Source organism: Pseudaminobacter soli (ex Li et al. 2025) (assembly GCF_003012705.1).
Classification (GTDB): domain Bacteria; phylum Pseudomonadota; class Alphaproteobacteria; order Rhizobiales; family Rhizobiaceae; genus Pseudaminobacter; species Pseudaminobacter soli.
Genome location: NZ_PXYL01000010.1, coordinates 1 through 25,676 on the forward strand (window position 1 = coordinate 1; position 25,676 = coordinate 25,676).

At 63.1% G+C, this 25,676-nt stretch carries 24 protein-coding genes; 13 read left to right on the forward strand and 11 right to left on the reverse strand.

All coding sequences use genetic code 11. The annotated features are described in order from the left end of the window. Positions 1-146 precede the first annotated feature (146 nt). Positions 147-1,361, reverse strand: coding sequence for an FAD-dependent monooxygenase (locus tag C7I85_RS18850; protein ID WP_106725566.1), 1,215 nt, complete (start codon positions 1,359-1,361; stop codon positions 147-149). A 16-nt stretch (positions 1,362-1,377) separates the two neighbouring features. Continuing rightward, a complete protein-coding gene (locus tag C7I85_RS18855; RefSeq protein WP_106725567.1) occupies positions 1,378-1,623 on the reverse strand; it encodes a zinc-finger domain-containing protein in 246 nt (81 codons plus the stop codon). Positions 1,624-1,778: 155 nt separating this feature from the next. Here C7I85_RS18855 and C7I85_RS18860 point away from each other — a divergent pair, with 155 nt between their 5' ends. Both C7I85_RS18860 and ppx read left to right on the forward strand, forming a co-directional pair. Next, on the forward strand, positions 1,779-3,986 hold the full coding sequence (locus C7I85_RS18860; protein WP_106725568.1) for an RNA degradosome polyphosphate kinase: 2,208 nt from the start codon (positions 1,779-1,781) through the stop codon (positions 3,984-3,986). After that, positions 3,986-5,524 (forward strand): exopolyphosphatase, encoded by a 1,539-nt coding sequence (gene ppx, locus C7I85_RS18865; RefSeq protein ID WP_106725569.1) that lies wholly within the window; start codon positions 3,986-3,988, stop codon positions 5,522-5,524. Before C7I85_RS18860 ends, ppx begins: the two co-directional genes overlap by 1 nt. Before the next feature lie 73 nt (positions 5,525-5,597). Here the strand turns inward: ppx and C7I85_RS18870 are convergent, their stop codons facing one another. The 3 genes from C7I85_RS18870 to C7I85_RS18880 form a co-directional block, all read right to left on the reverse strand. Next, positions 5,598-5,981 (reverse strand): DoxX family protein, encoded by a 384-nt coding sequence (locus C7I85_RS18870; protein ID WP_106725570.1) that lies wholly within the window; start codon positions 5,979-5,981, stop codon positions 5,598-5,600. A gap of 200 nt (positions 5,982-6,181) precedes the next feature. Further along, positions 6,182-7,579: a class II fumarate hydratase gene (gene fumC / locus C7I85_RS18875; protein ID WP_106725571.1), complete on the reverse strand. Its 1,398-nt coding sequence runs from the start codon at positions 7,577-7,579 to the stop codon at positions 6,182-6,184. A gap of 117 nt (positions 7,580-7,696) precedes the next feature. Beyond that, complete coding sequence (locus C7I85_RS18880) at positions 7,697-8,464, reverse strand: NIPSNAP family protein (protein WP_106725572.1); 768 nt, start codon at positions 8,462-8,464, stop codon at positions 7,697-7,699. Positions 8,465-8,569: 105 nt separating this feature from the next. On the opposite strand from C7I85_RS18880, the gene C7I85_RS18885 reads away from it, so the two are divergent. Continuing rightward, positions 8,570-9,163 (forward strand): TetR/AcrR family transcriptional regulator, encoded by a 594-nt coding sequence (locus tag C7I85_RS18885; protein ID WP_106725573.1) that lies wholly within the window; start codon positions 8,570-8,572, stop codon positions 9,161-9,163. Between the two features lie 11 nt (positions 9,164-9,174). On the opposite strand, the gene C7I85_RS18890 is transcribed toward C7I85_RS18885, so the two are convergent. The 3 genes from C7I85_RS18890 to groES all read right to left on the reverse strand — a co-directional run bounded on the left by C7I85_RS18890 (position 9,175) and on the right by groES (position 11,928). Then, positions 9,175-9,768, reverse strand: coding sequence for a hypothetical protein (locus C7I85_RS18890; protein ID WP_245445004.1), 594 nt, complete (start codon positions 9,766-9,768; stop codon positions 9,175-9,177). Between the two features lie 158 nt (positions 9,769-9,926). After that, entirely contained in the window at positions 9,927-11,570 is a 1,644-nt protein-coding gene (gene groL, locus C7I85_RS18895; protein WP_106725575.1) for a chaperonin GroEL, read from the reverse strand. 61 nt (positions 11,571-11,631) lie between these two features. After that, on the reverse strand, positions 11,632-11,928 hold the full coding sequence (gene groES / locus C7I85_RS18900) for a co-chaperone GroES (RefSeq protein ID WP_106725576.1): 297 nt from the start codon (positions 11,926-11,928) through the stop codon (positions 11,632-11,634). Positions 11,929-12,226: 298 nt separating this feature from the next. Here groES and C7I85_RS18905 point away from each other — a divergent pair, with 298 nt between their 5' ends. The 5 genes from C7I85_RS18905 (at position 12,227) to C7I85_RS18925 (ending at position 16,677) form a co-directional block, all read left to right on the forward strand. Continuing rightward, the gene (locus tag C7I85_RS18905) at positions 12,227-12,535 is read left to right on the forward strand and encodes a hypothetical protein (RefSeq protein ID WP_106725577.1); all 309 of its coding nucleotides are present in this window, start codon (positions 12,227-12,229) and stop codon (positions 12,533-12,535) included. A gap of 75 nt (positions 12,536-12,610) precedes the next feature. Further along, on the forward strand, positions 12,611-13,204 hold the full coding sequence (locus C7I85_RS18910) for a YdeI/OmpD-associated family protein (RefSeq protein WP_106725578.1): 594 nt from the start codon (positions 12,611-12,613) through the stop codon (positions 13,202-13,204). A 236-nt stretch (positions 13,205-13,440) separates the two neighbouring features. Further along, positions 13,441-13,917, forward strand: a complete 477-nt coding sequence (locus tag C7I85_RS18915) for a MarR family winged helix-turn-helix transcriptional regulator (protein WP_181257231.1) — start codon at positions 13,441-13,443, stop codon at positions 13,915-13,917. Next, positions 13,914-15,080 carry an HlyD family secretion protein gene (locus C7I85_RS18920; RefSeq protein ID WP_106725580.1) on the forward strand — a complete coding sequence of 389 codons (1,167 nt, stop codon included), beginning with the start codon at positions 13,914-13,916 and terminating at the stop codon, positions 15,078-15,080. Before C7I85_RS18915 ends, C7I85_RS18920 begins: the two co-directional genes overlap by 4 nt. A gap of 61 nt (positions 15,081-15,141) precedes the next feature. Then, complete coding sequence (locus tag C7I85_RS18925) at positions 15,142-16,677, forward strand: DHA2 family efflux MFS transporter permease subunit (protein ID WP_106725581.1); 1,536 nt, start codon at positions 15,142-15,144, stop codon at positions 16,675-16,677. 106 nt (positions 16,678-16,783) lie between these two features. Here C7I85_RS18925 and C7I85_RS18930 read toward each other — a convergent pair whose 3' ends face one another. Next, positions 16,784-17,416 carry a LysE family translocator gene (locus C7I85_RS18930; protein ID WP_106725727.1) on the reverse strand — a complete coding sequence of 211 codons (633 nt, stop codon included), beginning with the start codon at positions 17,414-17,416 and terminating at the stop codon, positions 16,784-16,786. A 318-nt stretch (positions 17,417-17,734) separates the two neighbouring features. Here C7I85_RS18930 and C7I85_RS18940 point away from each other — a divergent pair, with 318 nt between their 5' ends. Together C7I85_RS18940 and C7I85_RS18945 are read left to right on the forward strand one after the other, a co-directional pair. Beyond that, on the forward strand, positions 17,735-18,595 hold the full coding sequence (locus tag C7I85_RS18940; protein ID WP_106725583.1) for a TIGR01459 family HAD-type hydrolase: 861 nt from the start codon (positions 17,735-17,737) through the stop codon (positions 18,593-18,595). A gap of 8 nt (positions 18,596-18,603) precedes the next feature. Further along, complete coding sequence (locus tag C7I85_RS18945) at positions 18,604-19,587, forward strand: bifunctional riboflavin kinase/FAD synthetase (protein WP_106725584.1); 984 nt, start codon at positions 18,604-18,606, stop codon at positions 19,585-19,587. Here C7I85_RS18945 and C7I85_RS18950 read toward each other — a convergent pair. Beyond that, positions 19,564-20,157, reverse strand: a complete 594-nt coding sequence (locus tag C7I85_RS18950) for an HdeD family acid-resistance protein (protein WP_106725585.1) — start codon at positions 20,155-20,157, stop codon at positions 19,564-19,566. The two genes, C7I85_RS18945 and C7I85_RS18950, sit on opposite strands and share 24 nt — an antisense overlap. A 227-nt stretch (positions 20,158-20,384) precedes the next feature. Here C7I85_RS18950 and C7I85_RS18955 point away from each other — a divergent pair, with 227 nt between their 5' ends. From C7I85_RS18955 to C7I85_RS18965, 3 genes are all read left to right on the forward strand, one after another. Then, complete coding sequence (locus C7I85_RS18955) at positions 20,385-21,170, forward strand: MipA/OmpV family protein (RefSeq protein WP_245445005.1); 786 nt, start codon at positions 20,385-20,387, stop codon at positions 21,168-21,170. A gap of 234 nt (positions 21,171-21,404) precedes the next feature. Continuing rightward, positions 21,405-24,326 carry an isoleucine--tRNA ligase gene (ileS, locus tag C7I85_RS18960; protein WP_106725728.1) on the forward strand — a complete coding sequence of 974 codons (2,922 nt, stop codon included), beginning with the start codon at positions 21,405-21,407 and terminating at the stop codon, positions 24,324-24,326. A 184-nt stretch (positions 24,327-24,510) separates the two neighbouring features. Then, positions 24,511-25,179, forward strand: a complete 669-nt coding sequence (locus C7I85_RS18965; protein WP_106725587.1) for a hypothetical protein — start codon at positions 24,511-24,513, stop codon at positions 25,177-25,179. 33 nt (positions 25,180-25,212) lie between these two features. Here the strand turns inward: C7I85_RS18965 and C7I85_RS18970 are convergent, their stop codons facing one another. Continuing rightward, positions 25,213-25,665 carry a nucleoside deaminase gene (locus tag C7I85_RS18970; protein ID WP_106725588.1) on the reverse strand — a complete coding sequence of 151 codons (453 nt, stop codon included), beginning with the start codon at positions 25,663-25,665 and terminating at the stop codon, positions 25,213-25,215. Positions 25,666-25,676: the final 11 nt, after the last annotated feature.

Genomic DNA, 25,676 nt, shown 5'->3' on the forward strand with positions numbered 1-25,676 from the left:
ACCGACGAACAGATCCATGGGCATGGCTCCTTGACCAGTTAAGCTTGAGGAGCCTGCCCGCAGATTGAAATCCTGTCACCCCCGCAGCGGGAGCGCCACGGGAGCCCCAATCATCCGATCTTTTTTTATTGCGGCTCGAACCTTGCTCAGCTCGAGACCGATTCCCACCCGTAGAGCCAGTCGAGGTCGGCGGCGAGTTTTTCGGGCGGCATGGTTTTCAGCACGAGATTGCGGGCCAGCGCCACCGGCCCCCAGGCCTGCCAGGCGAAATGGTTGAAGGCGCCGCGCCGGGCGACTTTTTCGACGCGCGGGCGGCGAGCCCTTTCCCAGGCTGAGAGCGCCGTGGCGAGGTCGGCCGTACCGGCGCCGAGGAAGGTGGCAAGCGTATCGGCGTCCTCGATGGCCATGGCAGCACCCTGCGCGGCAAACGGCGTCATCGCATGTGCTGCGTCGCCGATCAGCGCAACGCCAGGCGCGGTCCAGACAGAGGGCTGACGCACGGTGTGGATCGGCCAGGCCGTCCACGGGCCGGCGTTGCGGGCCAGGCCTGACAGAAGGGGCGCCGTGTGGCGCATGGCGCGTTCCAGAGGGGCAGTGTTTGTCTTGTCGGACCAGCCTTCGGCGATGCGCTGGCCGGGCGTGAAGGCGACAAGATTGAAGGCCGCGCCGCCGCGCACCGGATAGGCGATGAGATGGAAGCCGGAATGCAGGAAGGCGCTCACGTTCTCGCGCGCGCCGATCCGCGCCAGACCGCGACCGATTGCGCTCTCCGCATCGATCACGGTGCGCCAGGCGATCTCGCCGGAGAAACTGCTTTGGCGGCCCGCGCCGATGAGCCCGCGTGTGGCCGACCACACGCCATCCGCGCCGATCAACAGCAGGCCCGCAGCGCGTTCGGCAGTACCCGAACGGTCGAAGGTGACGGTGACGCCCTGGTCTTGATGCGCGATGCCGGTCAGTGCGGCGCCGGTCGTGAGCCTGATGGACGACTGGCGGCCGACGGCTTCGAGAAGTGCTGATTGCAGGTCGGCGCGATGGGCAACCAGATAGGGCGCATGCCAGCGCCGCATTGCGGTGTCGCCGAGGGGAACGCGCGCCAGTTCCAAAAGCGTCCGCGCGTCGCGCAGGATCACGCCATGCGGCCGTACAGCTTTCGGCAACAAAAATTCCAGAACGCCGAGGCGATCGAGGATGCGGGTGGCGTTGGGCGAAAGCTGCAGGCCGGCGCCGACTTCCTCGAGCTTTTCCGAGCGCTCGTAGATGTCGACGGAAAAGCCCTGTCGCGCAAAGGCCAGTGCCGCGGTCAGGCCGGCAATGCCGGCACCGGCGATTATGACCCGCCCGGACCGCGAAGCGTCCATCGTGCCGATCGTCGGATCAGGCCGCCTGGATCACGTAGAGGCAGTTTTCCGGGCGCGTTTCGGTGGGCTTCAGTGAACCGTTGAAACGGAAAAGCGTTGAGCAGTACGGGCACACCTTTTCGGAATCCGCGCCCATGTCGAGGAACACGTGCGGATGATCGAAGGGCGGGGTGGCGCCCACGCACATGAATTCCTTAACGCCGATCTCGATGACCGCGTAACCCGCGTCATTCTGGAAATGGGGAATGGAACCGCCGGCCATGGCTATCTCCTGTCGCTTGCATGCCGCTCATAGCAGGCGTTTGTAACATCGCCAATCGCTTTGCAAGCCATGCGAAATCAAACTGTCGCAAAAGGCTGTCAGGAGATAAGCTAAGCCGAACAAGCGGCGCTGCGTCGCAAAGGACAGAGAGGGACATGAACGAGTTAAGGCCGGTCCAGACCGAATTTACCACCGTGACCACTGCCGAGGGCGAAGGCACCGCCGGCAATCCCGACCGCTTTGTGAACCGTGAATTCTCCTGGCTGCAATTCAACCGGCGCGTCCTCGAGGAATCGCAGAACCCGCGCCACCCGCTTCTGGAGCGCGTGCGCTTCCTGTCGATCTCGGCGGCCAATCTCGACGAGTTCTTCATGGTGCGCGTGGCCGGTCTCGCCGGGCAGGTGCGCCAGGGCATCGCCATCCGCACTCCTGACGGGCGCACGCCCGAGCAGCAGCTCGAGCAGATTCTCGTCGAGGTCGAGCGGCTACAGGAAGACCAGCAGAAAAGCCTGTCTGAGCTTGCCGTTCTCCTGAAAAAGGAAGGTATCGAAAGCGTTACCGGCGATGCGCTGAACAGGGATGAGAAGGCCTGGCTCGAATCCCATTTCATGGAGCAGATCTTCCCGGTTCTGACTCCGTTGTCGATCGACCCGGCCCATCCGTTCCCGTTCATCCCGAATCTGGGCTTCTCCATGGCCCTGCAGTTGCGCCACCTCAAGGACAGCGAGGAGATGACCGCGCTGCTGCGCCTGCCGGTGGCGCTCAAGCGCTATGTCCGGCTGCCCGACCGCAAAACCATGGTGCGCTTCATCCCGCTCGAAGAAGTGGTGAACATCTTCATAGGAACGCTGTTCCCCGGCTATGAGGTCAAGGGATCCGGCACGTTCCGCATCATCCGCGATAGCGATATCGAGGTCGAGGAAGAGGCGGAAGATCTCGTCCGGCTGTTCGAGACCGCGCTGAAGCGCCGCAGGCGCGGGCAGGTGATCCGCATCGAGTTCGACAGCCAGATACCGGACGAGCTGCGCGAGTTCGTCGCGACCGAGCTGGGCGTTTCTCCCTCGCGCATCAGCGTGCTGACGGGGCCACTGGCGCTCAGCCAGATTTCCGAGATCGTTTCGCTGCCGCGGGACGACCTGAAGTTTCCGCCCTTCAATCCGCGCTTCCCCGAGCGCGTGCGCGACCATGGCGGCGACTGCTTCGCTGCCATTCGCGAGAAGGACTTTATTGTCCATCACCCCTACGAATCCTTCGACGTGGTGGTGCAGTTCCTGCGCCAGGCGGCGGCGGATCCGGAGGTGGTGGCGATCAAGCAGACGCTCTACCGCACCTCGAACGATAGCCCCATCGTGCGCGCGCTGGTCGATGCCGCCGAGATGGGCAAGTCGGTGACAGCACTCGTCGAGCTCAAGGCGCGTTTCGACGAGGAGGCCAACATCCGCTGGGCGCGCGACCTCGAGCGCGCCGGCGTGCAGGTGGTGTTCGGCTTCATCGAGCTGAAGACGCACGCCAAGATGTCGCTGGTGGTGCGCCGCGAGGACGGAAAGCTACGCAATTACGTGCACTTGGGCACCGGCAATTACCATCCGCAGACCGCGCGCATCTATACCGATCTGTCCTTCTTCACGACCGATCCGTACATTGCTCGCGACGTGGCGCAGATCTTCAACTTCATCACCGGCTATGCCGAGCCGACCGATGAGATGTTGCTGGCGATGTCGCCCTTCACGCTCCGCAGCCGCATCCTCAAGCACATTTCCGAAGAGATCGAGCACGCCCGAAACGGGCGACCGGCGCAGATCTGGATGAAGATGAACGCGCTGGTCGATCCGATCATCATCGATTCTCTCTATGAGGCGAGTCACGCTGGGGTTGAGATCGATCTGGTCGTGCGCGGCATCTGCTGCCTCAGGCCGCAGGTGCCCGGCCTGTCGGAGAACATTCGCGTCAAGTCGATCGTCGGCCGCTTCCTCGAGCACAGCCGCATCTACTGCTTCGGCAACGGCCACGGCCTGCCTTCGGACGACGCGATCGTCTATATCGGCTCGGCCGACCTGATGCCGCGCAACCTCGACCGACGGGTCGAAGTCATGGTGCCGATCACCAATCCGACCGTGCATGAGCAGGTGCTTGGCCAGATCATGCTCGGAAACATTGTGGACAACCAGCAAAGTTTCGAAGTATTGGCAGACGGAACCTCCCGGCGCGTGGTGCCGGACGAGGGCGAAGAACCGTTCAACGCGCAGGAATACTTTATGACCAATCCTAGCTTGTCCGGACGGGGAGACGCGCTCAAGTCGCATGCGCCCAAGCGTATCGAACAGTTCAAGCGCCGCAGAAAATCCGTTACATCTGAGGTCTGATGATCGCACGATCCCAGGGCCGGCTTCAGGATCGCCGGCCAATCTCCGTCATAGACATCGGCTCGAACTCGATTCGCCTCGTCGTCTATGAGGGCATAGCACGTTCGCCGACGGTGCTGTTCAACGAGAAGATGCTGGCGGGACTTGGCCGCGGCATCGTCTCGACGGGCAAGCTCGACCCGGAGGCGGTCACGCGCGCCATCGAGGAGTTCCGCCGTTTCCGCGCCCTGTCGGACCAGGCCGGCGCGGGAGACCTTTACGTCATCGCCACCGCGGCAGCGCGCGAAGCCGAGAACGGCATCGATTTCATCCATCGTGCCGAAAAGATCCTCGGCACCGAAATCCGCGTGCTGAGCGGACGCGAGGAAGCATATTACTCGGCGCTGGGCGTCATATCCGGCTTCCATCCGGCCGACGGCATCGCGGGCGACCTTGGCGGCGGCAGCCTGGAGCTGATCGACGTGGCGGGCGAGACGATTGGTGACGGCATCACGCTGCCGCTCGGCGGTTTGCGCCTGCAGGACATGGCCAAGAATTCGCCCGTCGCGGCGGCCAAGATCGCGCGCGACGAGCTGGCGCGGGCCAAGCTGCTGAAAGGCGGGCAGGGCAGGGTGTTTTACGCTGTAGGCGGCACGTGGCGAAACCTCGCGCGCCTGCACATGAACACGACGAACTACCCGCTCAGCGTCATGCACCACTACGAGATGGGCATCGAGAGCTCCCTGCCGTTCCTGCGGCAGGTCGCCAAGGGCGAGATCGACAAGATCAAGGGCATCGAGGGCGTGTCCAAGGTTCGCCGCTCGCTGCTGCCCTATGGTGCGGCGGTCATGCTCGAAATCATCGCCGCGATGAAGCCTTCCAAGATCGTGGTGTCGGCGCTCGGCGTGCGCGAAGGCTTTCTCTATTCGCTGCTGTCGCCGCGCGAGCAGAAGCTCGACCCGCTCATCTCGGCGGCCGAGGAACTGGCGGTGCTGCGCGCCCGCTCGGTCACCCACGCGCATGAGTTGGTGCGCTGGACCGGGCAGACCTTTGCCACCTTCGGCATCGACGAGACCGAGGACGAAGCGCGCTACCGCCACGCGGCCTGCCTGCTGGCTGACATCGGCTGGCGCGCGCATCCGGAATATCGGGGCACCCAGTCGCTCAACATCATCGCGCACGCTTCGTTCATCGGCGTCGACCATCCCGGCCGCCTCTATCTGGCGCTGGCCAATCTCTATCGGCACGAGGGCATCTCAAACGACAGCGGCGCTGCCGAACTACGGACGCTGGCGACGCCGCGCTATTTGGAGCGCTCCCGGCTCCTGGGCGCGATGTTCCGTGTCGTCTATCTCTTGTCGGCCGCGATGCCGGGCGTCATTCCGAAGCTGCGCTGGGAAAGCCGCGACAACGACACGCTGGCGCTGGTCATCCCGACCGAGTGCGGCAATCTGATTGGCGAGCGCCCGGCAGGACGGCTGGCGCAGCTGGGCAAGCTTGCCGGCCGCAAGCTGGTAATGGAAGTCGAAGGCGAGCCGCCCTTCACCGCTTTCAAGTAATCTTTGCTACGAACCCAAACGAAAAAGGCCCGGACGAACCGGGCCTTTTTGTTGTCTGCGACAGAGCGTGCGGTCAGGCGCGGCGGCCGTCGACCGAATAGGCGCCCGGGCCGAAAGCGGCCAGGACCAGCAGGCCACCGGCCATCGCCAGGTTCTTCTGGAAGTTGATGAGTTGCATCATGTCCGCCCAGTTCGTGTGAGCCACGAGCGCTGCGGCGACGCTGAAGATGGCCAGAAGAATAGCGGCGATGCGGGTCTGGAAGCCGATCAGAACGGCGAGGCCGCCGAAGAACTCGACGAGACCGACGACTACGGCGGTGACGGTCGGCATGGGCAGGCCGTAGCCGGCGAAGTACTGTGCCGTTCCGGCAATGCCGGTCAGCTTGCCGAAGCCGGCGAGGATAAAGATGATCGACAGCAGAATGCGGCCGAGAAGTACGAGAGCGCTATTGGGCATGTTTCTTCCCCTGAGACGATGTTCGATGACGCGGAGGTAACGCGGAACTGGTTTCAAGACGAGATCGAAACTTCCGAACGCATTGTATACCGATTCACACCCAATCGACACTCCGCGTGCACAAAGAGCCATTCACCCTTCCTCGGAGGGTGAATGGCTCTTGAGTGTCGATCGATTATCGTCGGGGAGGGGCCGCCCGGTCAGCCCGGGTGCGTCATGTCCTCGGGGCGCACCAGGCGGTCGAAGTCCGCTTCGCTGACATAACCGCCGCCAACGGCCTCCTCACGAAGGGTGGTGCCGTTCTTGTGCGCCGTCTTGGCGATCTTGGCAGCGTTGTCGTAGCCGATGGTGGGCGCAAGCGCGGTGACCAGCATCAGCGAACGCTCGAGGGCTGCCTTGATGTTGTCCTCGCGGGCCTCGATGCCGACGACGCAATTGTCGGTGAACGAGATCGCCGCATCGGTCATAAGCTGCACCGACTGCAGGAAGTTGTAGGCCATCAGCGGGTTGTAGACGTTGAGCTCGAAATGGCCCTGGCTGCCGGCGAAGGTCAGCGCTGCGTTGTTGCCGAACACCTGCACGCAGACCTGCGTCAGGGCTTCGGACTGCGTCGGGTTGACCTTGCCCGGCATGATCGACGAGCCCGGCTCGTTTTCCGGCAGCGCAAGTTCACCGAGGCCCGAGCGCGGACCCGAGCCGAGGAAGCGGATGTCGTTGGCGATCTTGAACAACGCCGCGGCGGCGGCGTTGATGGCGCCATGCGAAAACACCATCGAGTCATGTGCGGCCAGCGCCTCGAACTTGTTCGGGGCGGTGACGAAGGGAATGCCGGTGATGGCGGCGATGCGATCGGCCACCTTCTCGGCAAAACCGATCGGCGCGTTGAGGCCCGTGCCGACGGCGGTGCCGCCCTGCGCCAGCTCGCACAGGCCCGGCAGCGTCAGCTCGATGCGCTTGATGGAGGAGGCGACCTGCGCGGCATAGCCGGAGAACTCCTGGCCCAGCGTCAGCGGGGTCGCGTCCTGCGTGTGCGTGCGGCCGATCTTGACGATGTGGGCGAACTGCTTGGCCTTTGTATCGAGCGCGGCATGCAGGTGCTTCAGCGCCGGCAAGAGGTCGTGGACGATACGCTCCGCGCAGGCGATGTGCATGGCCGTCGGATAGGTGTCGTTCGACGACTGGCTCATATTGACGTGGTCGTTCGGGTGGACCGGCTTCTTGGAGCCCATGGTGCCACCGAGCAGTTCGATCGCCCGGTTGGAGATCACCTCGTTGGCGTTCATGTTGGACTGGGTGCCCGAGCCGGTCTGCCACACGACCAGCGGAAAATGGTCGTTGAGCTTGCCGTCGATGACTTCCTGCGCGGCCTGGATGACAGCCTCGCCGACCTTCGGGTCGAGCCGGCCGAGCTCCATATTGGCTTCGGCAGCCGCGCGCTTGACGATGCCCAGCGCGCGTACGATTGCCAGCGGCTGCTTTTCCCAGCCGATCTTGAAGTTGCCCAGCGAACGCTGCGCCTGGGCGCCCCAGTAGCGGTCGGTTTCAACCTCGATGGGGCCGAACGTATCGGTTTCGGTTCTGGTTGGTTTGACGCTCACGGACCATCTCCCGGAAAATGTGCAATGTCGGCAATGGCCTACCGCTTTGCACAATGAGCTTCAAGCGAAGATTGGCCACGGCGCCGATGCAAATCGGTTCAAAGAGACCGACAGGTTTCAGGGCAGCAGCGAGCGGGCGGTCGGCGCCAGCCGCAGCCGTTCGGACGGGCGCGCGAAGTAGCGCTCCAGCACCGGCAGGACGCCGTGCATCCAGACCGGGTCGGCGGCAAGCGCTGCATCGTGGTTGGCCATTGCCATGGCGTCGGTAAAGGCCTGGAAGACCACAAACACGTTTTCGCCGGCGCGTACCGGCAGGCGGGGATAGGTGTTTTCGGCATGTTCACTGACGAAGGCGGCGAGCAATTCGCCGTCGTGACGGGCAAGCCGCTGCCTTGCCTCCTCGGCGAAAGTGGCGGCGAAGTCGACTTCGGTTCCGGGCAGGAGATGGAAGATGGTGGCTGCGACGACCGAGTAGGATGCCTTTCTGCCTGCGGAATCGCGCGCGGCGCCCGAAAGGTCGAAGGCGCTGTCGGGCCAAGCCGGCGTAAGCAGCAGCACGTCGTCGGAATCGATCATCGTTTCATTGGCCGCATCGCGATATGCGGTCCAGACCAGGCCGCTATAGAAGGCGCTGAGGGCGGCGTGGCGCGCCTCCATGTCTTCGAAACCGCGCAGCCAGACGAAACGGTCGGGCCAGTCGAGGTCACGGAACTGGCCGATGACCGTCATGCCGGTCTCTTCCTGCGGCTCGACCAGATGCGTGTCGAATATGCGGATTAGATCCTCGCGGCGGCCGGACTTCAGCGTGTACTGCCGAAGTTCGACGACCGGCGAAAACAAACGGGAACCGCCCACCACATGCGTCGTCCTGTTACCCTCGCTCATCATTCCTCCAAAACAGGGTGACTGTCCTGTTTGGATAACAGACCGGTTGCCCGGTTTTGTCAATCTGCTAATGTCAGCATGGATTTGGAGGGTATCGTGACGTCGATGGAAAGAGCGCGGCGCAGGCGCACGAACGATCCTGAAGGATTGCGCCAGAAGGTGCTGGACGCCGCCGAGCACGCCTTTCAGGTGCGCGGTTATCATGCGACCAGCCTTGGAGATCTCATGCAGGCCGCCGGCGTGACCGGCGGGGCGCTGCATCATCATTTCCCGACCAAGAAGGCGATCGGCCTTGCCGTCATCAACGAGCGTGTTGCACAGGCGGTGGAGGAAACCTGGATCGGGCCGGTGGTCAGCGCTGCTTCGGCGCGCGAAGGTGTTTCGGGGGTGTTTGCGGCAGTTGCCGGCGAACTGGAACGCCAAGGTTTTGTGCGCGGGTGCCCGCTGAACAACCTGGCACACGAATTGTCGCTGGCCGACCCTGAGTTTCGCGCGGCGCTGGCCCGCATTTTTGCCGACTGGCAAGCCGCCATCGCTTCAAAGGTGCGGACCGACCAGGGCGAGGGGCGTGAGGACCACCGCACCGATCCGGACCGCTATGCCGCCATGGCCGTCGCAACCTATTCAGGCGCCATGTCGATGGCGAAGGCGTCGCAGGACACAGCCGTCTTGCGGCTGTGCGCTGAGGCCATGCTTTAGGCGGGCCTGGATCACTCCGACAGCGGTTTTATCGCAGCGTAGCCGACCGTTGTTTCCTGGGCCGTACCTTCGTCGTAGCGCTTGGCCAGCACAGCCTGGAGGTCGGGAGCGTAGAGGGCGGTCCAGGCGTCGAGTTCTTCGCCGTCGCTCTTCTTCTTGACCAGCTTGACCGCGAGGACGTCGTAGCTGCAACGGCCCAAGCTGAACTTCTCCTTGCCGGTGACCTTCAGTTCCAGAACCACTGGCTCGGCCGTCTCTTCTCCCGGCAGAAGCTCGACAAAATCCAGCTTGCGCTGTGCCCCGGCTTTCAGTGGGAAGATCCCGCGCATGTCGGAATAGGGCAGTATCGCGAATTGGCCCGTCTTGCTGGTCCGGAACAGTTCGATCAGGCCGCCCAGGAAAAATTGCGTCTGCGGCGGGCCGGAGTCGAAGGAATTCGAAACCTGCATGACCATGTCGTCATCGGAGTTCTTGTACACGCTGCGGATGCCGGGACGCTCGAGCACGAAACCATCGTCGGCGGTGGCGGCTCCGGGGCATTCGGATGCCTGCGCCGCGCCTGTCAGGACTGCGGCGGCAAGCAATGCTGCGAGAACATTAGACAAGATTTTCCCCCTCGAAGTCCCATCTTGAAATCATCGATTGAAATCACCGAAGGCGGGGGATTGCAATGTCGCGCAAATGACCTTTGGGGTCGCGCATTCGATCAAACAAAAAGGGCGCCCGAAGGCGCCCTTTCCGTATTTGGAGCCGAGTGGCTGGATTAGAAATCCATGCCGCCCATGCCACCCATGCCGCCGCCCGGCATAGCCGGCATCGGGGAGTCCTTCTTCGGAGCTTCGGCGATCATGGCCTCGGTGGTGACCAGCAGGCCAGCAACCGAAGCGGCGTCCTGCAGAGCCGTGCGAACGACCTTGACCGGGTCGACGATACCGAAGGCGATCATGTCGCCGTACTCGCCGGTCTGGGCGTTGTAGCCGAAGGTAGCCGTCTTGTTCTCGAGGATCTTGCCGGCAACGATCGAAGCTTCGGCGCCAGCGTTCGCGGCGATCTGGCGGGCCGGAGCCTGCAGAGCGCGACGGACGATGTTGATGCCGGCAGCCTGGTCGGAGTTCTCGCCTTCCACCTTGATGGCGAGCGAGGAGCGCAGCAGCGCAACGCCGCCGCCCGGAACGATGCCTTCTTCAACGGCCGCGCGGGTCGCGTTGAGGGCGTCGTCGACGCGGTCCTTACGTTCCTTGACCTCGATCTCGGTCGCACCGCCGACGCGGATCACGGCAACGCCGCCGGCCAGCTTGGCCAGACGTTCCTGCAGCTTCTCCTTGTCGTAGTCCGAAGTGGTCTCTTCGATCTGCTGCTTGATCTGGGCAACGCGGCCCTGGATCTCGGCCTTCTTGCCGGCGCCGTCGACGATGGTGGTGTTCTCCTTGGAGATCGACACCTTCTTGGCACGGCCAAGCATGTTGAGCGTGACGTTCTCGAGCTTGATGCCGAGGTCTTCGGAGATGACCTGGCCACCGGTCAGGATGGCGATGTCTTCCAGCATGGCCTTGCGGCGATCGCCGAAGCCCGGAGCCTTGACGGCAGCAATCTTCAGGCCGCCACGCAGCTTGTTGACGACGAGCGTAGCCAGGGCCTCGCCTTCGACGTCCTCGGAGATGATGACGAGCGGCTTGGAGGTCTGCACGACGGCTTCGAGAACCGGCAGCATGGCCTGGAGGTTGGAGAGCTTCTTCTCGTGGAGGAGAATGTAGGCATCTTCCAGCTCGGCAACCATCTTGTCCGGGTTGGTGACGAAGTACGGCGACAGGTAGCCGCGGTCGAACTGCATGCCTTCGACGACTTCCAGCTCGGTCTCGGCGGTCTTGGCTTCTTCAACCGTGATGACGCCTTCGTTGCCGACCTTCTGCATCGCCTCGGCGATCATCGAGCCGATTTCCTTCTCGCCGTTGGCCGAGATGGTGCCGACCTGGGCGACTTCTTCCGAGGTCTTGATCTTCTTCGAGGACTTGACGAGGTGGGCGACGACTTCGCCGACCGCCAGGTCGATGCCGCGCTTCAGGTCCATCGGGTTCATGCCGGCGGCAACCGCCTTGTGGCCTTCCTGAACGATGGCCTGGGCCAGAACGGTCGCGGTGGTGGTGCCGTCACCGGCGATGTCGTTGGTCTTCGAAGCGACTTCGCGGACCATCTGCGCGCCCATGTTCTCGAACTTGTCTTCCAGTTCGATTTCCTTGGCGACGGTGACGCCGTCCTTGGTGATGCGCGGAGCGCCGAAGGACTTGTCGATGACGACATTGCGGCCCTTCGGGCCGAGCGTCACCTTCACCGCGTCGGCGAGGATGTTGACGCCGCGCAGCATGCGCTCGCGGGCATCACGGGAGAACTTTACGTCTTTAGCAGCCATTTCTAAGCTCCTGGAATGGGCACGGGGCCCGGAATTTCAATGGATGGGTAGGGAGGCCGAATTAGCCGATGATGCCCATGATGTCGGATTCCTTCATGATCAGAAGGTCTTCGCCACCGAGCTTGACTTCCGTGCCCGACCACTTGCCGAACAGGACGCGATCGCCGACCTTGACATCCAGCGGGACGAGCTTGCCGGCTTCGTCGCGTGCGCCGGAACCGACTGCGATGATCTCGCCTTCCTGCGGCTTTTCCTTGGCGGTGTCGGGGATGATGATGCCGCCGGCGGTCTTCTCTTCGGACTCGACCCGGCGAACGACCACGCGGTCATGAAGCGGGCGGAACTTCGACTTTGCCATTTTGGTTATCCTTGGTGCGGATGTTGAAAAAGATTCCTCCGTCCGGGTCACCGGACCTCAGTTAGCACTCGCTTGGGAGGAGTGCTAACGCCACGGTGAAATAAGCGTGAGCCCCGAGCGAGTCAAGGAGCGGAACGTGTGTTTGGGACTTCATCCACCATCCGGCGGTTGCCGCGTATCGAGGTTTGCGGCATAAGGCATGCAGCTCAGATGTACGTGGGTCTTGTATTAAGGCAGTTCATCCGGCCTGGGCTCTGACCGCGCGAGCATTGCTCGCGCGCGGAGCTGGGATATTGCGATGTTAACCATATCTGAAGAATTCGAGGGCGAGCGCCCGTTTTCCGATTCCGACTCATCCGCCCTCCCGGCGGCCCTCCGGTTTGCGTCCCGGCCGAGCCGCGTGTCGAAGGCGACCGGCGAGGGGCGGCGATGGGGCAAGTACATCCACTGGTCGCGCAAGGACGTGGCCGAGCTGAAAAGGCTCGCGGAAGAAGACATGCCCACCCCGGCCATAGCGCGCCGCTTCAACCGGTCGGCACGCGCCGTCCGTTCACGCGCCGCGCGCGAAGGCATTAGTCTCGCGGGGCGTTGGAGTGGCGAGGACTAGGGCGTTTCCATCTAACTCTGGCCGCTCTAGGGTGCATATTCATGCACGACATACAAATGGGCTGCAGGACGCACTATGACTGAGACTGAAATGAATCCCAAGGTTGATGCCTATTTGGGAAGAGCGCAAAAGTGGCGCGAAGAATTTGAGAAATTGAGATCGATAATTCTCGATTGCGGCCTGACGGAAGAGCTGAAATGGGGCAATCCGTGCTACGCATTCCAGAAAGCCAATATCGTTCTGATCCACGGGTTCAAGGAATACTGCGCGCTTCTGTTTTTCAAGGGCGCCTTGATGCAGGATGCCAATGGCATTCTGATCCAGCAGACAGAGAATGTGCAGGCTGCACGCCAGGCCCGGTTCACTAGCGTTGACGAAATAGTCGAGATGGAACCCGTCTTGAAGGCTTATATCCGCGAAGCCATCGAGGTGGAAAAGGCCGGCTTGAAAGTCGAGCTTAAAAGGACTGCCGAATTCGCGGTCCCTGAAGAATTTCAGATCAAAATAGATGAAATGCCTGATTTGAAGGCTGCCTTCAGTGCACTGACTCCGGGGCGGCAAAGAGCATACATCCTTCATTTCTCTGCGCCCAAGCAATCCAAGACCCGGGTGGCGAGGGTTGAAAAATGCGCGGAGAAAATTCTCGAGGGCAAAGGACTGGACGACTAGGTCGTCGCGACCATTAGCGGTCTCTGAAAATATAGCGAAGTAGACGGGATTGGCGGGAAGCATAGCTGCTCTTTGGGCGGCTACGCTTGGCTCGCTTTATGAAATTTCTGGCGTCATCGGACCCGCCGGTTGTTTCGAGTTCCTTGGCGATGGCGCCGATCTTTTGCCGTATCACAAAAAGTTGAGAGACCTGTCGGTCGCTTGAGTGATAAGCACGCTTATAATATATGCCGCTCATGAAATTGGACGGTACGGAAAGACTGGGCTTCCTCATTCACGATGCAGCGCGTCTGATGCGCAAGCGTTTCGAGACGCTTGCCAGCGGTCACGGCCTGTCGTCGGCGCAATGGCGCCTGCTCGTCAGGGTAGTGAAGGACGAAGGCGTCACCCAGGCGCGTCTGGCCGAAGTGCTCGAAGTCGAGCCGATCAGCGTGTCGCGGCTGGTCGACCGGATGGAAGAGGGTGGCTGGATCGAACGCCGGCAGGACCCGAGCGATCGCCGCGTGCGCCTGATCTTCCCGACCGACAAGAGCCGCCAGGCCTTTGAAGCGATCAGGGGCTTTGCTGGCGAGGTTTTTGAACAGGCCTTGACAGGACTGTCGCCGGAGGAGCGGCAGACGGTCCTTCGCGGCCTCATGACGATTGTTGATAATCTGTCGGACGGCGAGGCGCCGTGCCAGCAACAGACAATGGATAAAGGTGCAGCAGCATGAATGCCGTGTCGAAAGTCAAGGACGAGGTGACGGAGGTCGAGGCAGACAAGCTTTCGCCTCCGGTTTCTGTTGCACCGCAGGTGCAGCCGGCCCCCGCGCCGGTGCGCAAGCGCAAGGTAGGCCGCACGGTGCTGATGCTGGCGGTGCCTTTGGTGCTGGTGGTCGGCGGCGGCTATGTGTGGGTGACCGGCGGCCGCTACCAGGAAACCGAAAACGCCAATCTGCGACAGGCCAAGGTGTCGATCGCCTCGCAGGAGGCAGGTCGCGTCATCAGCGTGAACGTCGCCGACAACGAGATGGTCAAGGCGGGGGACGTTCTTTTCGTGGTCGATCCCGAGCCATACCGGATCGCGCTGGCGCAGGCCGACGCGGCGCTTGCAGCTGCGCGCCTCAATGTCGAGCAGCTTCGTGCCGCTCATAGTCAGGCGCTGGCGCAGGAGCGCGTGACCTCCAACGACGTCACCTATTACCAGCAGCAATTTGACCGCGCGTCCGAACTGGTGAAGCGGGGCATCAACTCCGAGTCGTCGCTCGATCAGGCAAGACGCGACCTGACCAAGGGACAGGATGAGCACGCTGCGGCCCAGCAGGCGGTGGCAAGCGCGCTCGCTGCCCTCGGCGGCAATGCCGACATCGAGACCGACAGGCATCCTGCGGTTCTGGCGGCGATCGCAACCCGCGACAATGCCGCCTACGCCTTGGACAAGACCACCGTTCGCGCCCCGGCCGACGGCATGGTTGCCCAGGCATCTTCCTTCAAGATCGGCCAGTTCGTCGGCGTCGGCTCGCCCCTGTTCAGCCTGGTGGAAACCGGCGACATCTGGGTGGATGCGAATTTCAAGGAAACCCAGCTCACCAACATGAAGCTGGGCCAGAAGGCTGAGATCACGCTGGACACCTACCCGGACCGTCCGTTCACCGCGACTGTCGAAGCCATCGGCGCGGGCACCGGGGCTGAGTTCTCGCTGCTGCCGGCGCAGAACGCTACCGGTAACTGGGTGAAGGTCACGCAGCGCATCCCCGTGCGGCTGAAGGTCGATACCAGCGGTCTCGACGTGGCACTGCGCACCGGCATGAGTGCCGCGGTGTCGGTCGACACGGGCGTCAGCCGCGGTCTTCCGGGCCTGTTTTCGAGCGCGGTCGCGGGCGCCAACGTAAAGTAAAAGTCATTTTCACACGGACGCCCGCGGATGCGGGCGGTCGTCCATACAGGTCTGCCTTCAAATGAGCCCGACAACTCACGCCGACGTCCCGCATCGCGGGCTGATCACGTTGTCGATCATGCTTGCGACGGTGATGCAGGTGCTCGACACCACGATCGCCAATGTCGCGCTGCCGTCGATGACCGGCGATCTCGGCGCCTCGGCCGACACGATCAACTGGGTGCTGACGTCCTACATCGTGGCTGCCGCCATCATGACGCCGTTGACGGGCTGGCTTTCCGATCACTTTGGCCGCAAGCAACTGTTCCTCATGTCGGTTGTCGGCTTCACCGTTTCGTCCATGCTCTGCGGCATTGCGTGGAGCCTGGAAACGATGGTGCTTTTCCGGCTGCTGCAGGGCGTTTTCGGCGCGGCGATCGTGCCGCTGTCGCAGACCTTCCTGCTCGACATCAACCCCAAGGAGCGCCACGGCCAAGCCATGGCGCTGTGGGGTGCCGGCATCATGGTTGGCCCGATCATCGGCCCCACGCTCGGCGGCTGGCTGACCGACAGCTTCAACTGGCGTTGGGTGTTCTTCATCAACCTGCCGGTCGGCATCATCGCCTTCCTCGGCTGTGCGGCCTATCTGCCGGCTGTCGCCAAGCGGTTGCGCGGCTTCGATTTCTTCGGCTTCGCCATGCTGTCGCTCGGCGTTGGCGCGCTTCAGCTGATGCTCGACCGTGGCGCTGAGGTCGACTGGTTCTCGGCCGCCGAAATCTGGATCGAACTCGGTCTTTCGATCATCGGTTTCTGGGTGTTCATCATCCATCTGGCGACCGGCAAGGACACCTTCATCGACGCCAAGATATTCACCGACCGCAATTTCGCGACCGGCCTGGTGTTCATCTTCATCGTCGGCGTCATCCTGCTGGCCAGCATGGCGCTGTTGCCGCCGATGCTGTCGAACATCTTTGGCTACCCGACAGTCACGACGGGCCTCGTGATGGCTCCGCGCGGCGTTGGCACGATGATTTCGATGATCCTCGTCGGCCGGCTGGTGCGCATGGTCGACCCGCGACTGCTGGTCGTCACGGGGTTGTTGCTGGTGGCGCAGTCGCTTCACACAATGTCTGGCTTCACGCCGCAGATGGACGACTGGCTGATCATCGAATCCGGCGTGATCCAGGGCCTGGGTCTGGGTTTGGTGTTCGTGCCGCTGTCGACGGTTGCCTTCGCGACACTCGACCCGCGTTTCCGCACGGATGCGACGGCGCTGTTCAGCCTGGTGCGCAACATCGGCTCGTCGATCGGCATTTCGGTGGTGTCGGTGCTGCTGACGCGTAATGTATCGATCAATCATTCCGAGTTGATCGGCAATATCACGCCGTACAATCCCAACCTGCTCAAGCTGTCTCCCGGGGCAGCCGCCGGCGATCCGGCCGCGCTGGCGCAGATCGACGGGTTGGTGAACCAGCAGTCGGCGATGATTTCCTATATCGACGACTTCAAGCTGATGATGATCGTGACGCTCTGCGCGATTCCGCTGGCTCTGATGCTGCGCAGGCCCAAGATGGCTGCTGCGGGAGGCGCCGCGGCGCCCGCCGCGCACATGGACTGATACCGGATCGGACCGCTTCGGCGGCCCGCTTTCTCGCCCGTCGTTGACCTCTAGACGTGGCGAGACATGCGCACCTTCTTCCTGACCGGAGAGGGTGCGCTTCTTTTTAGCGCTGGGCCTCGGTCGCCATGCGCAGGGCAAGACCGACCAGAACCGTTCCCATCAGCCAGCGCTGCACCACCATCCAGAACGGCCGGCCGGCCAGGAATGTGGCAATCGATCCGGCCATGACGGCGATTATGGCGTTGACGGTCAGGCTGATGGTCACTTGCGTGACGCCAAGCACCAGAAGCTGGGTAAAGACGCTGCCGATCTTCGGGTCGATGAACTGCGGCAGAAGCGACAAATAGAGCACCGCGACCTTTGGATTGAGTAGGTTGGTCATCAGCCCCATCATGAAGAGCTTTCTGGGGCGATCCTTCGGCAGCTGGCGGACCTGGAAAGGTGAGTGTCCGCCGGGCTTCAGCGCCTGCCATGCGAGGTAAAGAAGATACATCGCGCCCGCAAAGCGCAGCGCGTCATAGGCATAAGGTACGGCCAGGACCAGGGCGGTGATCCCGAAAGCGGCGAACAATATGTAGAACACGAAGCCAAGGGCCACGCCCCCCAGCGAGATCAGCCCGGCCACTGGTCCCTGCGAAAGCGAGCGCGAGATCAGGTAGATCATGTTCGGCCCGGGCGTGAGCACCATGCCAAGCGCGATGAGGGCGAAAGTTGCTAGCGTGGAAAGCGAAGGCATGGGTGCACCCGGCTGGCTGTTGCGCATTGCATGCTGCCGCAGTGCGGACTGCCGTGCCGTCCGGTGCGGCGCTTCGGGCGGGTGGCGTGCACTATCCTTGCCGAACTCGCGTTTTTCAAGGCGCTGCCGGACCAAACTGTTGCGCCAGCGCTTTGGGTGGAGGTTGCCGCTTTGCTGATGCCGCCGGGCGCTTGCCGCCAGATCGGGATTGGCCTGACCGAAAGGTGGTGACACGAACAAGCGCTTCGGTTAATTCCGGTGCCGCCTGGGCACTTGCCCACGCCAATCCCAAGACTGCGGACACAGTGAGGAAATGCCATGACGGGGTCGCCCGAAATAATCGGATCGCTGGACGCCGTTACGGACCGCTATGCCGCGATCCTGTGCGACGTTTGGGGCGTGGTCCACAATGGCGTCGACGCCTTTCCCGAGGCCGGCGAGGCCCTGCGCCGTGCGCGTGAAAAAGGCTTGGCGGTGGTGCTGATCACCAATTCGCCGCGTCCGCGCGAGGGCGTGGAAGCGCAACTGGCCGCAATCGGCGTGCCGGATGATGCCTGGGACCGGGTCGTCACCTCCGGCGATGTGACGCGTGACCTGATCCGCACCGCGCCGCGAAAAATCTTCCACATCGGCGCCGAGCGCGATTTGCCGATTTATGACGGCATCGACTGCGAGCTGGTCGAGGAGTTCGAAGCCGACGCGGTCGTCTGCACCGGGCTGGTCGACGACGAGGTCGAGACGCCGGAAGACTATGCCGAGTTGCTGCAGCGGCTGCGCTCGCGCAACCTGCCCTTCATCTGCGCCAATCCCGACATCATGGTCGAGCGCGGCGAAAGACTGATCTGGTGCGCCGGCGCGCTGGCGCGGGAGTACGGCCTATTGGGCGGCCGCACGCTGATTGCCGGCAAGCCGCATCGGCCGATCTATGTCGCCGCACTCAAGGCCGCTTCCGAACTGCTCGGCCGCGAGGTGTCGGCATCCGAAGCGCTCGGCATCGGCGACGGCATGCTGACCGACATCAAGGGCGCGGCCGACAATGGCCTCGACGTGCTCTACGTCTCCGGCGGCATCCATGCCGCCGACTATGGCGACCCGCTCGCGCCGGACCCCAGGCGCCTGTCCGAGTTTCTCGAAAAGCATGGCCATCGCCCGCTAGCGGTCATCCCGCGGCTTCGGTAGAAAAACGCATGAACAAGTCCTTCCAGCGCATTCCCGGTACGCGAAAACTTCCTGAATCGCTGCGCGGCGGCGTCGTCGCGATCGGCAATTTCGACGGCGTGCATCGCGGTCATCAGGCGGTGCTGGGCCGGGCGCTGGACGAAGCGGCGCGGCGAGGTGTGCCGGCGCTGGTGCTGACGTTCGACCCGCATCCGCGCACCGTGTTCCGCCCGGACGTGCCGCTGTTTCAGCTGACGCCGGCGCCGATGAAGGCGCGGATTTTGGCGGATCTCGGCTTCGCCGCCGTGGTCGAGCAGCCGTTTAACCGCGAATTCGCCTCGCTCGACGCGGAGAGTTTCGTCACCGGGATCCTCGACACCAATCTCGGCATCAGCCACGCGGTGACCGGTTTTGATTTCCATTTCGGCAAGAACCGCCAAGGCGGCCCGGCCTTCCTGATGGAAGCGGGCGAGCGTCATGGCTTTGGCGTGACGCTGGTCGATGCCTTCCGCGACGAGGGGGCCGAGATCGTCTCCTCGAGCCGTATCCGCGAGCTTCTCTGCGAAGGGGAGGTGGCGCAGGCCGCCGGTCTGCTCGGCTATCGCTACACGGTCGAGGCGGAGGTGACACGTGGCAAGCAGCTTGGCCGCACGCTCGGCTTTCCTACCGCCAACATGGCGCTGCCGGAAAGCTGCGGCCTTAAGCATGGCATCTATGCGGTACGCTTTCGCCGCGCCGACGGCACGCTGCATGACGGCGTGGCGAGCTTCGGCCGTCGCCCGACGGTGGACACCGACGGGGCGCCGCTGCTCGAGACCTTCCTGTTCGACTTTGCCGGCGACCTTTATGGCGAAACCTGCCAGGTGTCGTTGTTCGGCTATCTGCGCGGCGAAGTGAAGTTCGACGGACTCGATCCTCTCGTCGTGCAGATGAAGCGCGACGAACAGGAGGCGCGAGCCTTGCTTGCCGGTGTCAGGCCCCTGTCGGAGCTAGACGGTGCTCTTGCTTTCTAGCGCAGGCGCGTTTTTCAACGCGATGCCGAAGGCGATGTAGGCCCAGCCCTGGAAGACCAAGTCGACCGCCAGGAACACGCCGAGCACCCACAGGCTGTTGGTCGGCCAGCGGAAGGCGATGATCAGGCCGACCAGGATCGAAATGATGCCGGCCGCAACCACCCAGCCCCAACCCGATACCGAGCGATCCGAGAAGGCAACCCACAGGCGCAAGATGCCTGCGGCAATCAGGCTGACTGCGAGCAGGAAGGTCAGCGCCACCGAAGCCAGGAGCGGATTCCAGAAGGCCAGGAAACCGGCGATGGCATAGAGCAGGCCGCTCAGGAACCACCAGAAGAAGCTGCCCCAGGTCTTAACGCCGAAGGAGTGGATGATCTCGACGATGCCGCCGATCAGCATCAGGATGCCGATGACATAGACCGAGGCGATGGTGGCGAGGAACAGATTGCCGAATGCGATGCCGCCGAAGATGAGGAACAATATTCCTAGAACTACGAACCAGCCCCATTTGGTTCGTGTTTCGGAAAGTGCTTTCTTGAAGTCGTCGGGCATGTCGGAATTCAAGGTCATGGTCGCCACCTCCAATGGTGATGATGAAGAAGTCCCGGCAAAACGCCTGCTGATAAGGTAGCGCGCCCGTCCAACCCGTCCAGACACCTAAATGGTTGGCCTGTTTGACAAAGATCGACGGTGTTTCTTCGGATTTAAGTCAAATTTTACCAAATATGCCCCACTGCTCCGAGCACGAGCGGTTGTGTTTCGAGTACGCGCGGGGAGTAATGGTGTTTTGGAATAGAATGTCGGCAGCCCTGTCGGTGGCTGTCGTCCTTGGTTTTTCGAGCGGCTCCGCTGCCGCCGACAGCTGGTTCAGCGGCGACTGGTATCTGCAGGTGGGCGCAGCAGGATTCCGTGCCCCCAAGTTCGAAGGCGCGAAAGGCCACATTTTCAGCGCTTCTCCGCTGATCTCGCTGGGTAGGGCGGGGTCGCAGGTGCGCTTCACCTCGCGCAACGACAACATGTCTTTCTCGCTGCTCGACGTCGGCACGTTGCGCGCCGGCCCGGTGGGCAAGATCGTGTGGGGCCGCAGCAGCGGCGACGCGGAGCTGAAGGGGCTCGACTCGGTCAAGTGGGGTGCCGAGGCCGGCGTCTTCGCCGAAGTCTACCCCACCGACTGGCTGCGCATCCGTGGCGAGGTGCGGCGAGGCTTCCGCTCACATAGCGGCGTGGTGACCGACGTGTTTGTCGATGCCTTCCAGGATGTGACCCCGACCGTGCGCATTTCAGGCGGCCCGAGGCTTCAGGTCGGTTCGGCCAAGTATCTCGATGCCTATTATGGCGTGACGCCCGCGGAATCGGCCCGCTCGGGCCTGCGGCCGTACAAGTCCGATACCAGCCTGAGTGCAGTCGGCGTCGGCGGCGAGATAAAATGGCGAACCACCGATGCGATCACCACCAGCGCGTTCGGCGAATATCGGCGGCTGATGGGATCGGCCAGGGATTCGAGCCTGGTGCGTCAGCGCGGTTCGGCAAACCAGCTGATGCTTGGCGTTTCGGCCACCTATCGCTTCGATTTCACCATGTAGCGAAGGCAACTCGCCATTATGTGCTTTATTCTCAGGCCGGGCTCCATTAAAAGCGCGGCCATGAGATGTCTCGCGCCCGTCTTCGCGATCGCTATACGAATTACGGGCCCGGCCTTCCGGGTGGCCTGACGCTGCCCGAAAGTCCGGGATGTTTGCCTGCGCGCCCCTGGCGCTTCCCCGATAAGACAGTTGAACGCCCGCTGCGGCTTCGCCGGGCAATCCGATGGCAAGACAATGACTGACACGTCCGAAAAGCTCGATTACTCCAAAACCCTTTATCTGCCGCAGACCGAATTTCCGATGCGCGCCGGCTTGCCCGAGAAGGAACCGGTGACGGTCGCCCGCTGGCAGAAGATGGACCTTTACAAGCGCCTGCGCGAAAGTGCGGCCGGCCGCGAAAAGTTCGTGCTGCATGACGGCCCGCCCTATGCCAACGGCAACATCCATATCGGCCACGCGCTGAACAAGGTGCTGAAGGATGTCATCACCCGCTCGTTCCAGATGCGCGGCCGCGACTCGAACTATGTGCCGGGCTGGGACTGCCACGGCCTGCCGATCGAGTGGAAGATCGAGGAAAAGTATCGCGCCGCCGGCAAGAACAAGGACGAGGTACCGGTCAACGAGTTCCGCCAGGAATGCCGCGACTTTGCCGCGCACTGGATCGGCGTGCAGACCGAGGAGTTCCTGCGGCTCGGCGTCGTCGGCGATTTCAAGAACCCGTACACGACCATGGCCTTCCACGCCGAGGCGCGGATCGCCGGTGAGCTTTTGAAGTTCGCCAAGTCCGGCCAGCTTTATCGCGGCTCCAAGCCGGTGATGTGGTCGGTGGTCGAGCGCACGGCGCTGGCCGAGGCCGAGGTCGAGTACCAGGACTACGAGTCCGACACGATCTGGGTGAAGTTCCCGGTCGAGAAGGGCGTGCCTGCGCTGGAAGGCACGCATGTCGTCATCTGGACGACCACGCCCTGGACCATCCCCGGCAACCGTGCCGTCGCCTATTCGGCGCGCGTCAGCTATGGACTCTACGAAGTCACGGCAGCCGAAAACGACTTTGGGCCGCAGCCGGGCGAAAAGCTGATCTTCGCCGACGCGCTGGCGGAAGAGGCCTCGGCCAAGGCCAAGGTGAAGTTGAATCTGCTTCGTAGCGTTTCGGCCGAAGAGCTTGGAAGCCTGACGCTTTCCCACCCGCTCGAGAGCTTGGGCGGCGGCTACGAATTCCCGGTGCCGATGCTCCCAGGTGAGCACGTCACCGACGATGCCGGTACCGGCTTCGTGCACACCGCGCCCGGCCATGGCCGCGAGGACTTCGATGCCTGGATGGATGCCGTCAAGGATCTGGAAAAGTATGGTATCGACACACGCATCCCCTTCACAGTCGATGATGCCGGCTACTTCACCAAGGACGCGCCGGGCTTCGGTCCGGACCGCGAGGGTGGAGCGGCACGCGTTATCGACGACCATGGCAAGAAGGGCGACGCCAACAAGGCGGTGATCGACGAGCTCATCAAGCGCAACATGCTGTTTGCGCGCGGCCGGCTGAAGCACAGCTACCCGCATAGCTGGCGCTCGAAGAAGCCGGTCATCTTCCGCAACACGCCGCAGTGGTTCGTCTATATGGACAAGGAGCTGGGCGACGCCACCACGCTGCGCAGCCGCGCGCTGAAGGCTATCGACGACACCCGCTTCGTGCCGGCAGCCGGCCAGACGCGCCTGCGCTCGATGATCGAGGAGCGGCCGGACTGGGTGCTGTCGCGCCAGCGCGCCTGGGGCGTGCCGATCGCCATCTTCGCCGATGCCGACGGCAATGTGCTTGTCGATGAAGAGGTCAATGCCCGCATCCTCGACGCCTTCGAGAAGGAAGGTGCGGACGCCTGGTTCGCCGAAGGCGCGCGCGAGCGCTTCCTCGGCTCTCGTGCGAACGAGGACTGGACGCAGGTGATGGACATCCTTGACGTCTGGTTCGATTCGGGCTCGACGCACACCTTCACGCTGGAGGACCGCCCGGACCTGAAATGGCCGGCCGACGTCTATCTGGAAGGCTCCGACCAGCATCGCGGCTGGTTCCATTCCTCGCTGCTGGAAAGCTGCGGCACGCGCGGCCGCGCGCCCTACAACGCCGTCGTCACCCATGGCTTCACCATGGACGAAGAGGGCCGCAAGATGTCGAAGTCGCTCGGTAACACTGTGGTGCCGCAGGACGTCATCAAGCAGTCGGGCGCCGACATCCTGCGCCTGTGGGTAGTGACGACCGACTATTGGGAAGACCAGCGCCTCGGCAAGAACGTGCTGCAGACCAATATCGACGCCTACCGCAAGCTCAGGAACACCATCCGCTGGATGCTCGGCACGCTCGCCCATGACGAAGGCGACGTGGTGCCGGTGGCCGAGATGCCGGAGCTGGAGCGGCTGATGCTGCACCGGCTGGCCGAGCTCGATGAAATCGTGCGCACCGGCTACGACGCCTTCGAGTTCAAGCGCATCACGCGCGCGCTGCTCGACTTCATGGTGGTGGAGCTGTCGGCCTTCTACTTCGACATCCGCAAGGACGCGCTTTACTGCGACGCACCCTCGAGCATCCGCCGCAAGGCGGCCGTGCAGGTGGTTCGCCATCTGTTCGACCATCTGGTGACGTGGCTGGCGCCGATGCTGCCCTTCACCACCGAAGAAGCCTGGCTGGAACGCTACCCGTCCGCCGAATCGGTGCATCTGGAGCAGTTCCGCGACGTGCCGGCCGACTGGAAGAACGAGGCGCTGGCCGAGAAGTGGCGCAAGATCCGCCAGGTGCGAAGCGTAGTCACCGGTGCACTCGAACTCGAGCGGGCCAAGAAGGTCATCGGCTCGTCGCTCGAAGCCGTGCCGGTCGTCTACATCGCCGATGCGTCGCTCGAAGCGGCAATCGCCGATGTCGACATGGCCGAGATCAGCATCACCAGCGATCTGGTCGTCTCGCACGATGCCCCGCCGGCGGACGCTTTCTCGCTGCGTGAGGTGCCGGGCGTTGCCGTAGTGGTCGAGAAGGCCGAGGAGAGGGGCCTGCGCAAATGCGCGCGTTCCTGGCGCTACACCGACGATGTCGGCTCCGATGCCGAGTTCGCCGATGTGTCTGCCCGCGACGCGGCGGCGCTCCACGAGCTGGAGGCCCTGGGGCGGCTTTGATGCAACACCCTTGGGGGCACGGCTGCGCGGTCGTTGCCCTTCGGGGGCGCTTGGGTTAAAAGCCCGGAACCCGGCTGACAAATTGTCGCCGGATTCCCGTCAGATGACGGAGCGGGGATTACCGGACGTTAGTCCGGTGTCATTCGGCGAGAGCGAGAGGCGGTTTGCAGTGAAATTTTCTGGCATGACTGAAAAGACGCGCGCGCGGGTCGCTCTGCTGGCTCTCGTAGCTTCCGGCCTCTCGGTGTCGGGATGCGTGAGCTCGCCCACCTATGGCACGGACAAGACCTCGACCGAGCAGCTCGTCGGCGACGTCAGCGGCATTCTTTCAGTGGCGCCGAAGCGGCACGAGAGCATCGACTACAAGCCGCGCCCGGATTTGGTGAAGCCCAAGGCGGGTGAGAAGCCGAACCTGCCGGCGCCGCAGCAGAGCATCGTCACGGCCGACAACACCGTCTGGCCGGAATCGCCCGAGCAACGCCGCGCCCGCCTGCGCGCCGAGGCGACCGCCAACCGCGACAAGCCGGGTTGGACGCCGGGCATTCAGGGCGATACGGAGGCGCCGTCCTCGGCTGACCCCCAGTCGGCCAACGGCTCGCAGCGTGCCTTTGAATCGGGCATTCTCAAGCCCGGCAACGAAAAGGCACAGCGCGAGGCCTTCAACAAGCGCCTGGCCGAGAGCAAGCAGGGCAACGCGTCGACGCGCAAATATCTGAGCGAGCCGCCGCTGGACTATCGTCAGCCTTCCGCGAACGCCCCGGTCGGTGACGTCGGCGAGGACGAGTATAAGAAGGAACGCCGTCTGAAAGCCGCTGCAGGCAAAAGCAGCTGGCGCAGCATCTGGCCCTGGTAAAGAGGGCCGGTCGGGTTTCCGTTGCTGCGAGCGTCAGGGCTCGCGGCGCGCCTGAAAAAACTCCTTGAGCAGCTTGGCGGCGTCGCTTTCCGCGATGCCTGGATAGATATCCGGCGTATGATGGCAGGTGGGCGAGGCGAAAAACCTGACGCCGTTGACCACCGCTCCGCCTTTTTCATCCGCTGCCCCGTAATAGAGACGACGGATGCGCGCGAATGAAATTGCGCCGGCGCACATTGTGCAGGGTTCGAGCGTGACGTAGAGATCGAGATCGGTCAGCCGCTCCGCCGATAGCTTCTGCGAGGCTTCGCGGATGGCCAGCATTTCGGCATGGGCGGTAGGGTCGTTGAGTTCGCGCGTGCGGTTTCCGGCGCTTGCGACGACGGTATTCTCGCTGGCCAGGACTGCGCCGACCGGCACTTCGCCGCGTGCTGCAGCCGCTTCGGCCTCGGCAAGCGCCAGCGCCATGAAATCCGGTCGTTTCAAGCCGTTATTCT

Excerpts from the sequence above, each read along its gene's own strand:
- C7I85_RS18850 (WP_106725566.1), bottom strand. The coding sequence starts at position 1,361 with ATGGACGCTTCGCGGTCCGGGCGGGTCATAATCGCCGGTGCCGGCATT.
- C7I85_RS18855 (WP_106725567.1), bottom strand. The coding sequence starts at position 1,623 with ATGGCCGGCGGTTCCATTCCCCATTTCCAGAATGACGCGGGTTACGCG.
- C7I85_RS18860 (WP_106725568.1), top strand. The coding sequence starts at position 1,779 with ATGAACGAGTTAAGGCCGGTCCAGACCGAATTTACCACCGTGACCACT.
- ppx (WP_106725569.1), top strand. The coding sequence starts at position 3,986 with ATGATCGCACGATCCCAGGGCCGGCTTCAGGATCGCCGGCCAATCTCC.
- C7I85_RS18870 (WP_106725570.1), bottom strand. The coding sequence starts at position 5,981 with ATGCCCAATAGCGCTCTCGTACTTCTCGGCCGCATTCTGCTGTCGATC.
- C7I85_RS18880 (WP_106725572.1), bottom strand. The coding sequence starts at position 8,464 with ATGAGCGAGGGTAACAGGACGACGCATGTGGTGGGCGGTTCCCGTTTG.
- C7I85_RS18885 (WP_106725573.1), top strand. The coding sequence starts at position 8,570 with ATGGAAAGAGCGCGGCGCAGGCGCACGAACGATCCTGAAGGATTGCGC.
- groL (WP_106725575.1), bottom strand. The coding sequence starts at position 11,570 with ATGGCTGCTAAAGACGTAAAGTTCTCCCGTGATGCCCGCGAGCGCATG.
- groES (WP_106725576.1), bottom strand. The coding sequence starts at position 11,928 with ATGGCAAAGTCGAAGTTCCGCCCGCTTCATGACCGCGTGGTCGTTCGC.
- C7I85_RS18905 (WP_106725577.1), top strand. The coding sequence starts at position 12,227 with ATGTTAACCATATCTGAAGAATTCGAGGGCGAGCGCCCGTTTTCCGAT.
- C7I85_RS18910 (WP_106725578.1), top strand. The coding sequence starts at position 12,611 with ATGACTGAGACTGAAATGAATCCCAAGGTTGATGCCTATTTGGGAAGA.
- C7I85_RS18915 (WP_181257231.1), top strand. The coding sequence starts at position 13,441 with ATGAAATTGGACGGTACGGAAAGACTGGGCTTCCTCATTCACGATGCA.
- C7I85_RS18920 (WP_106725580.1), top strand. The coding sequence starts at position 13,914 with ATGAATGCCGTGTCGAAAGTCAAGGACGAGGTGACGGAGGTCGAGGCA.
- C7I85_RS18925 (WP_106725581.1), top strand. The coding sequence starts at position 15,142 with ATGAGCCCGACAACTCACGCCGACGTCCCGCATCGCGGGCTGATCACG.
- C7I85_RS18930 (WP_106725727.1), bottom strand. The coding sequence starts at position 17,416 with ATGCCTTCGCTTTCCACGCTAGCAACTTTCGCCCTCATCGCGCTTGGC.
- C7I85_RS18940 (WP_106725583.1), top strand. The coding sequence starts at position 17,735 with ATGACGGGGTCGCCCGAAATAATCGGATCGCTGGACGCCGTTACGGAC.
- C7I85_RS18945 (WP_106725584.1), top strand. The coding sequence starts at position 18,604 with ATGAACAAGTCCTTCCAGCGCATTCCCGGTACGCGAAAACTTCCTGAA.
- C7I85_RS18950 (WP_106725585.1), bottom strand. The coding sequence starts at position 20,157 with ATGACCTTGAATTCCGACATGCCCGACGACTTCAAGAAAGCACTTTCC.
- C7I85_RS18955 (WP_245445005.1), top strand. The coding sequence starts at position 20,385 with ATGTCGGCAGCCCTGTCGGTGGCTGTCGTCCTTGGTTTTTCGAGCGGC.
- ileS (WP_106725728.1), top strand. The coding sequence starts at position 21,405 with ATGACTGACACGTCCGAAAAGCTCGATTACTCCAAAACCCTTTATCTG.
- C7I85_RS18965 (WP_106725587.1), top strand. The coding sequence starts at position 24,511 with ATGACTGAAAAGACGCGCGCGCGGGTCGCTCTGCTGGCTCTCGTAGCT.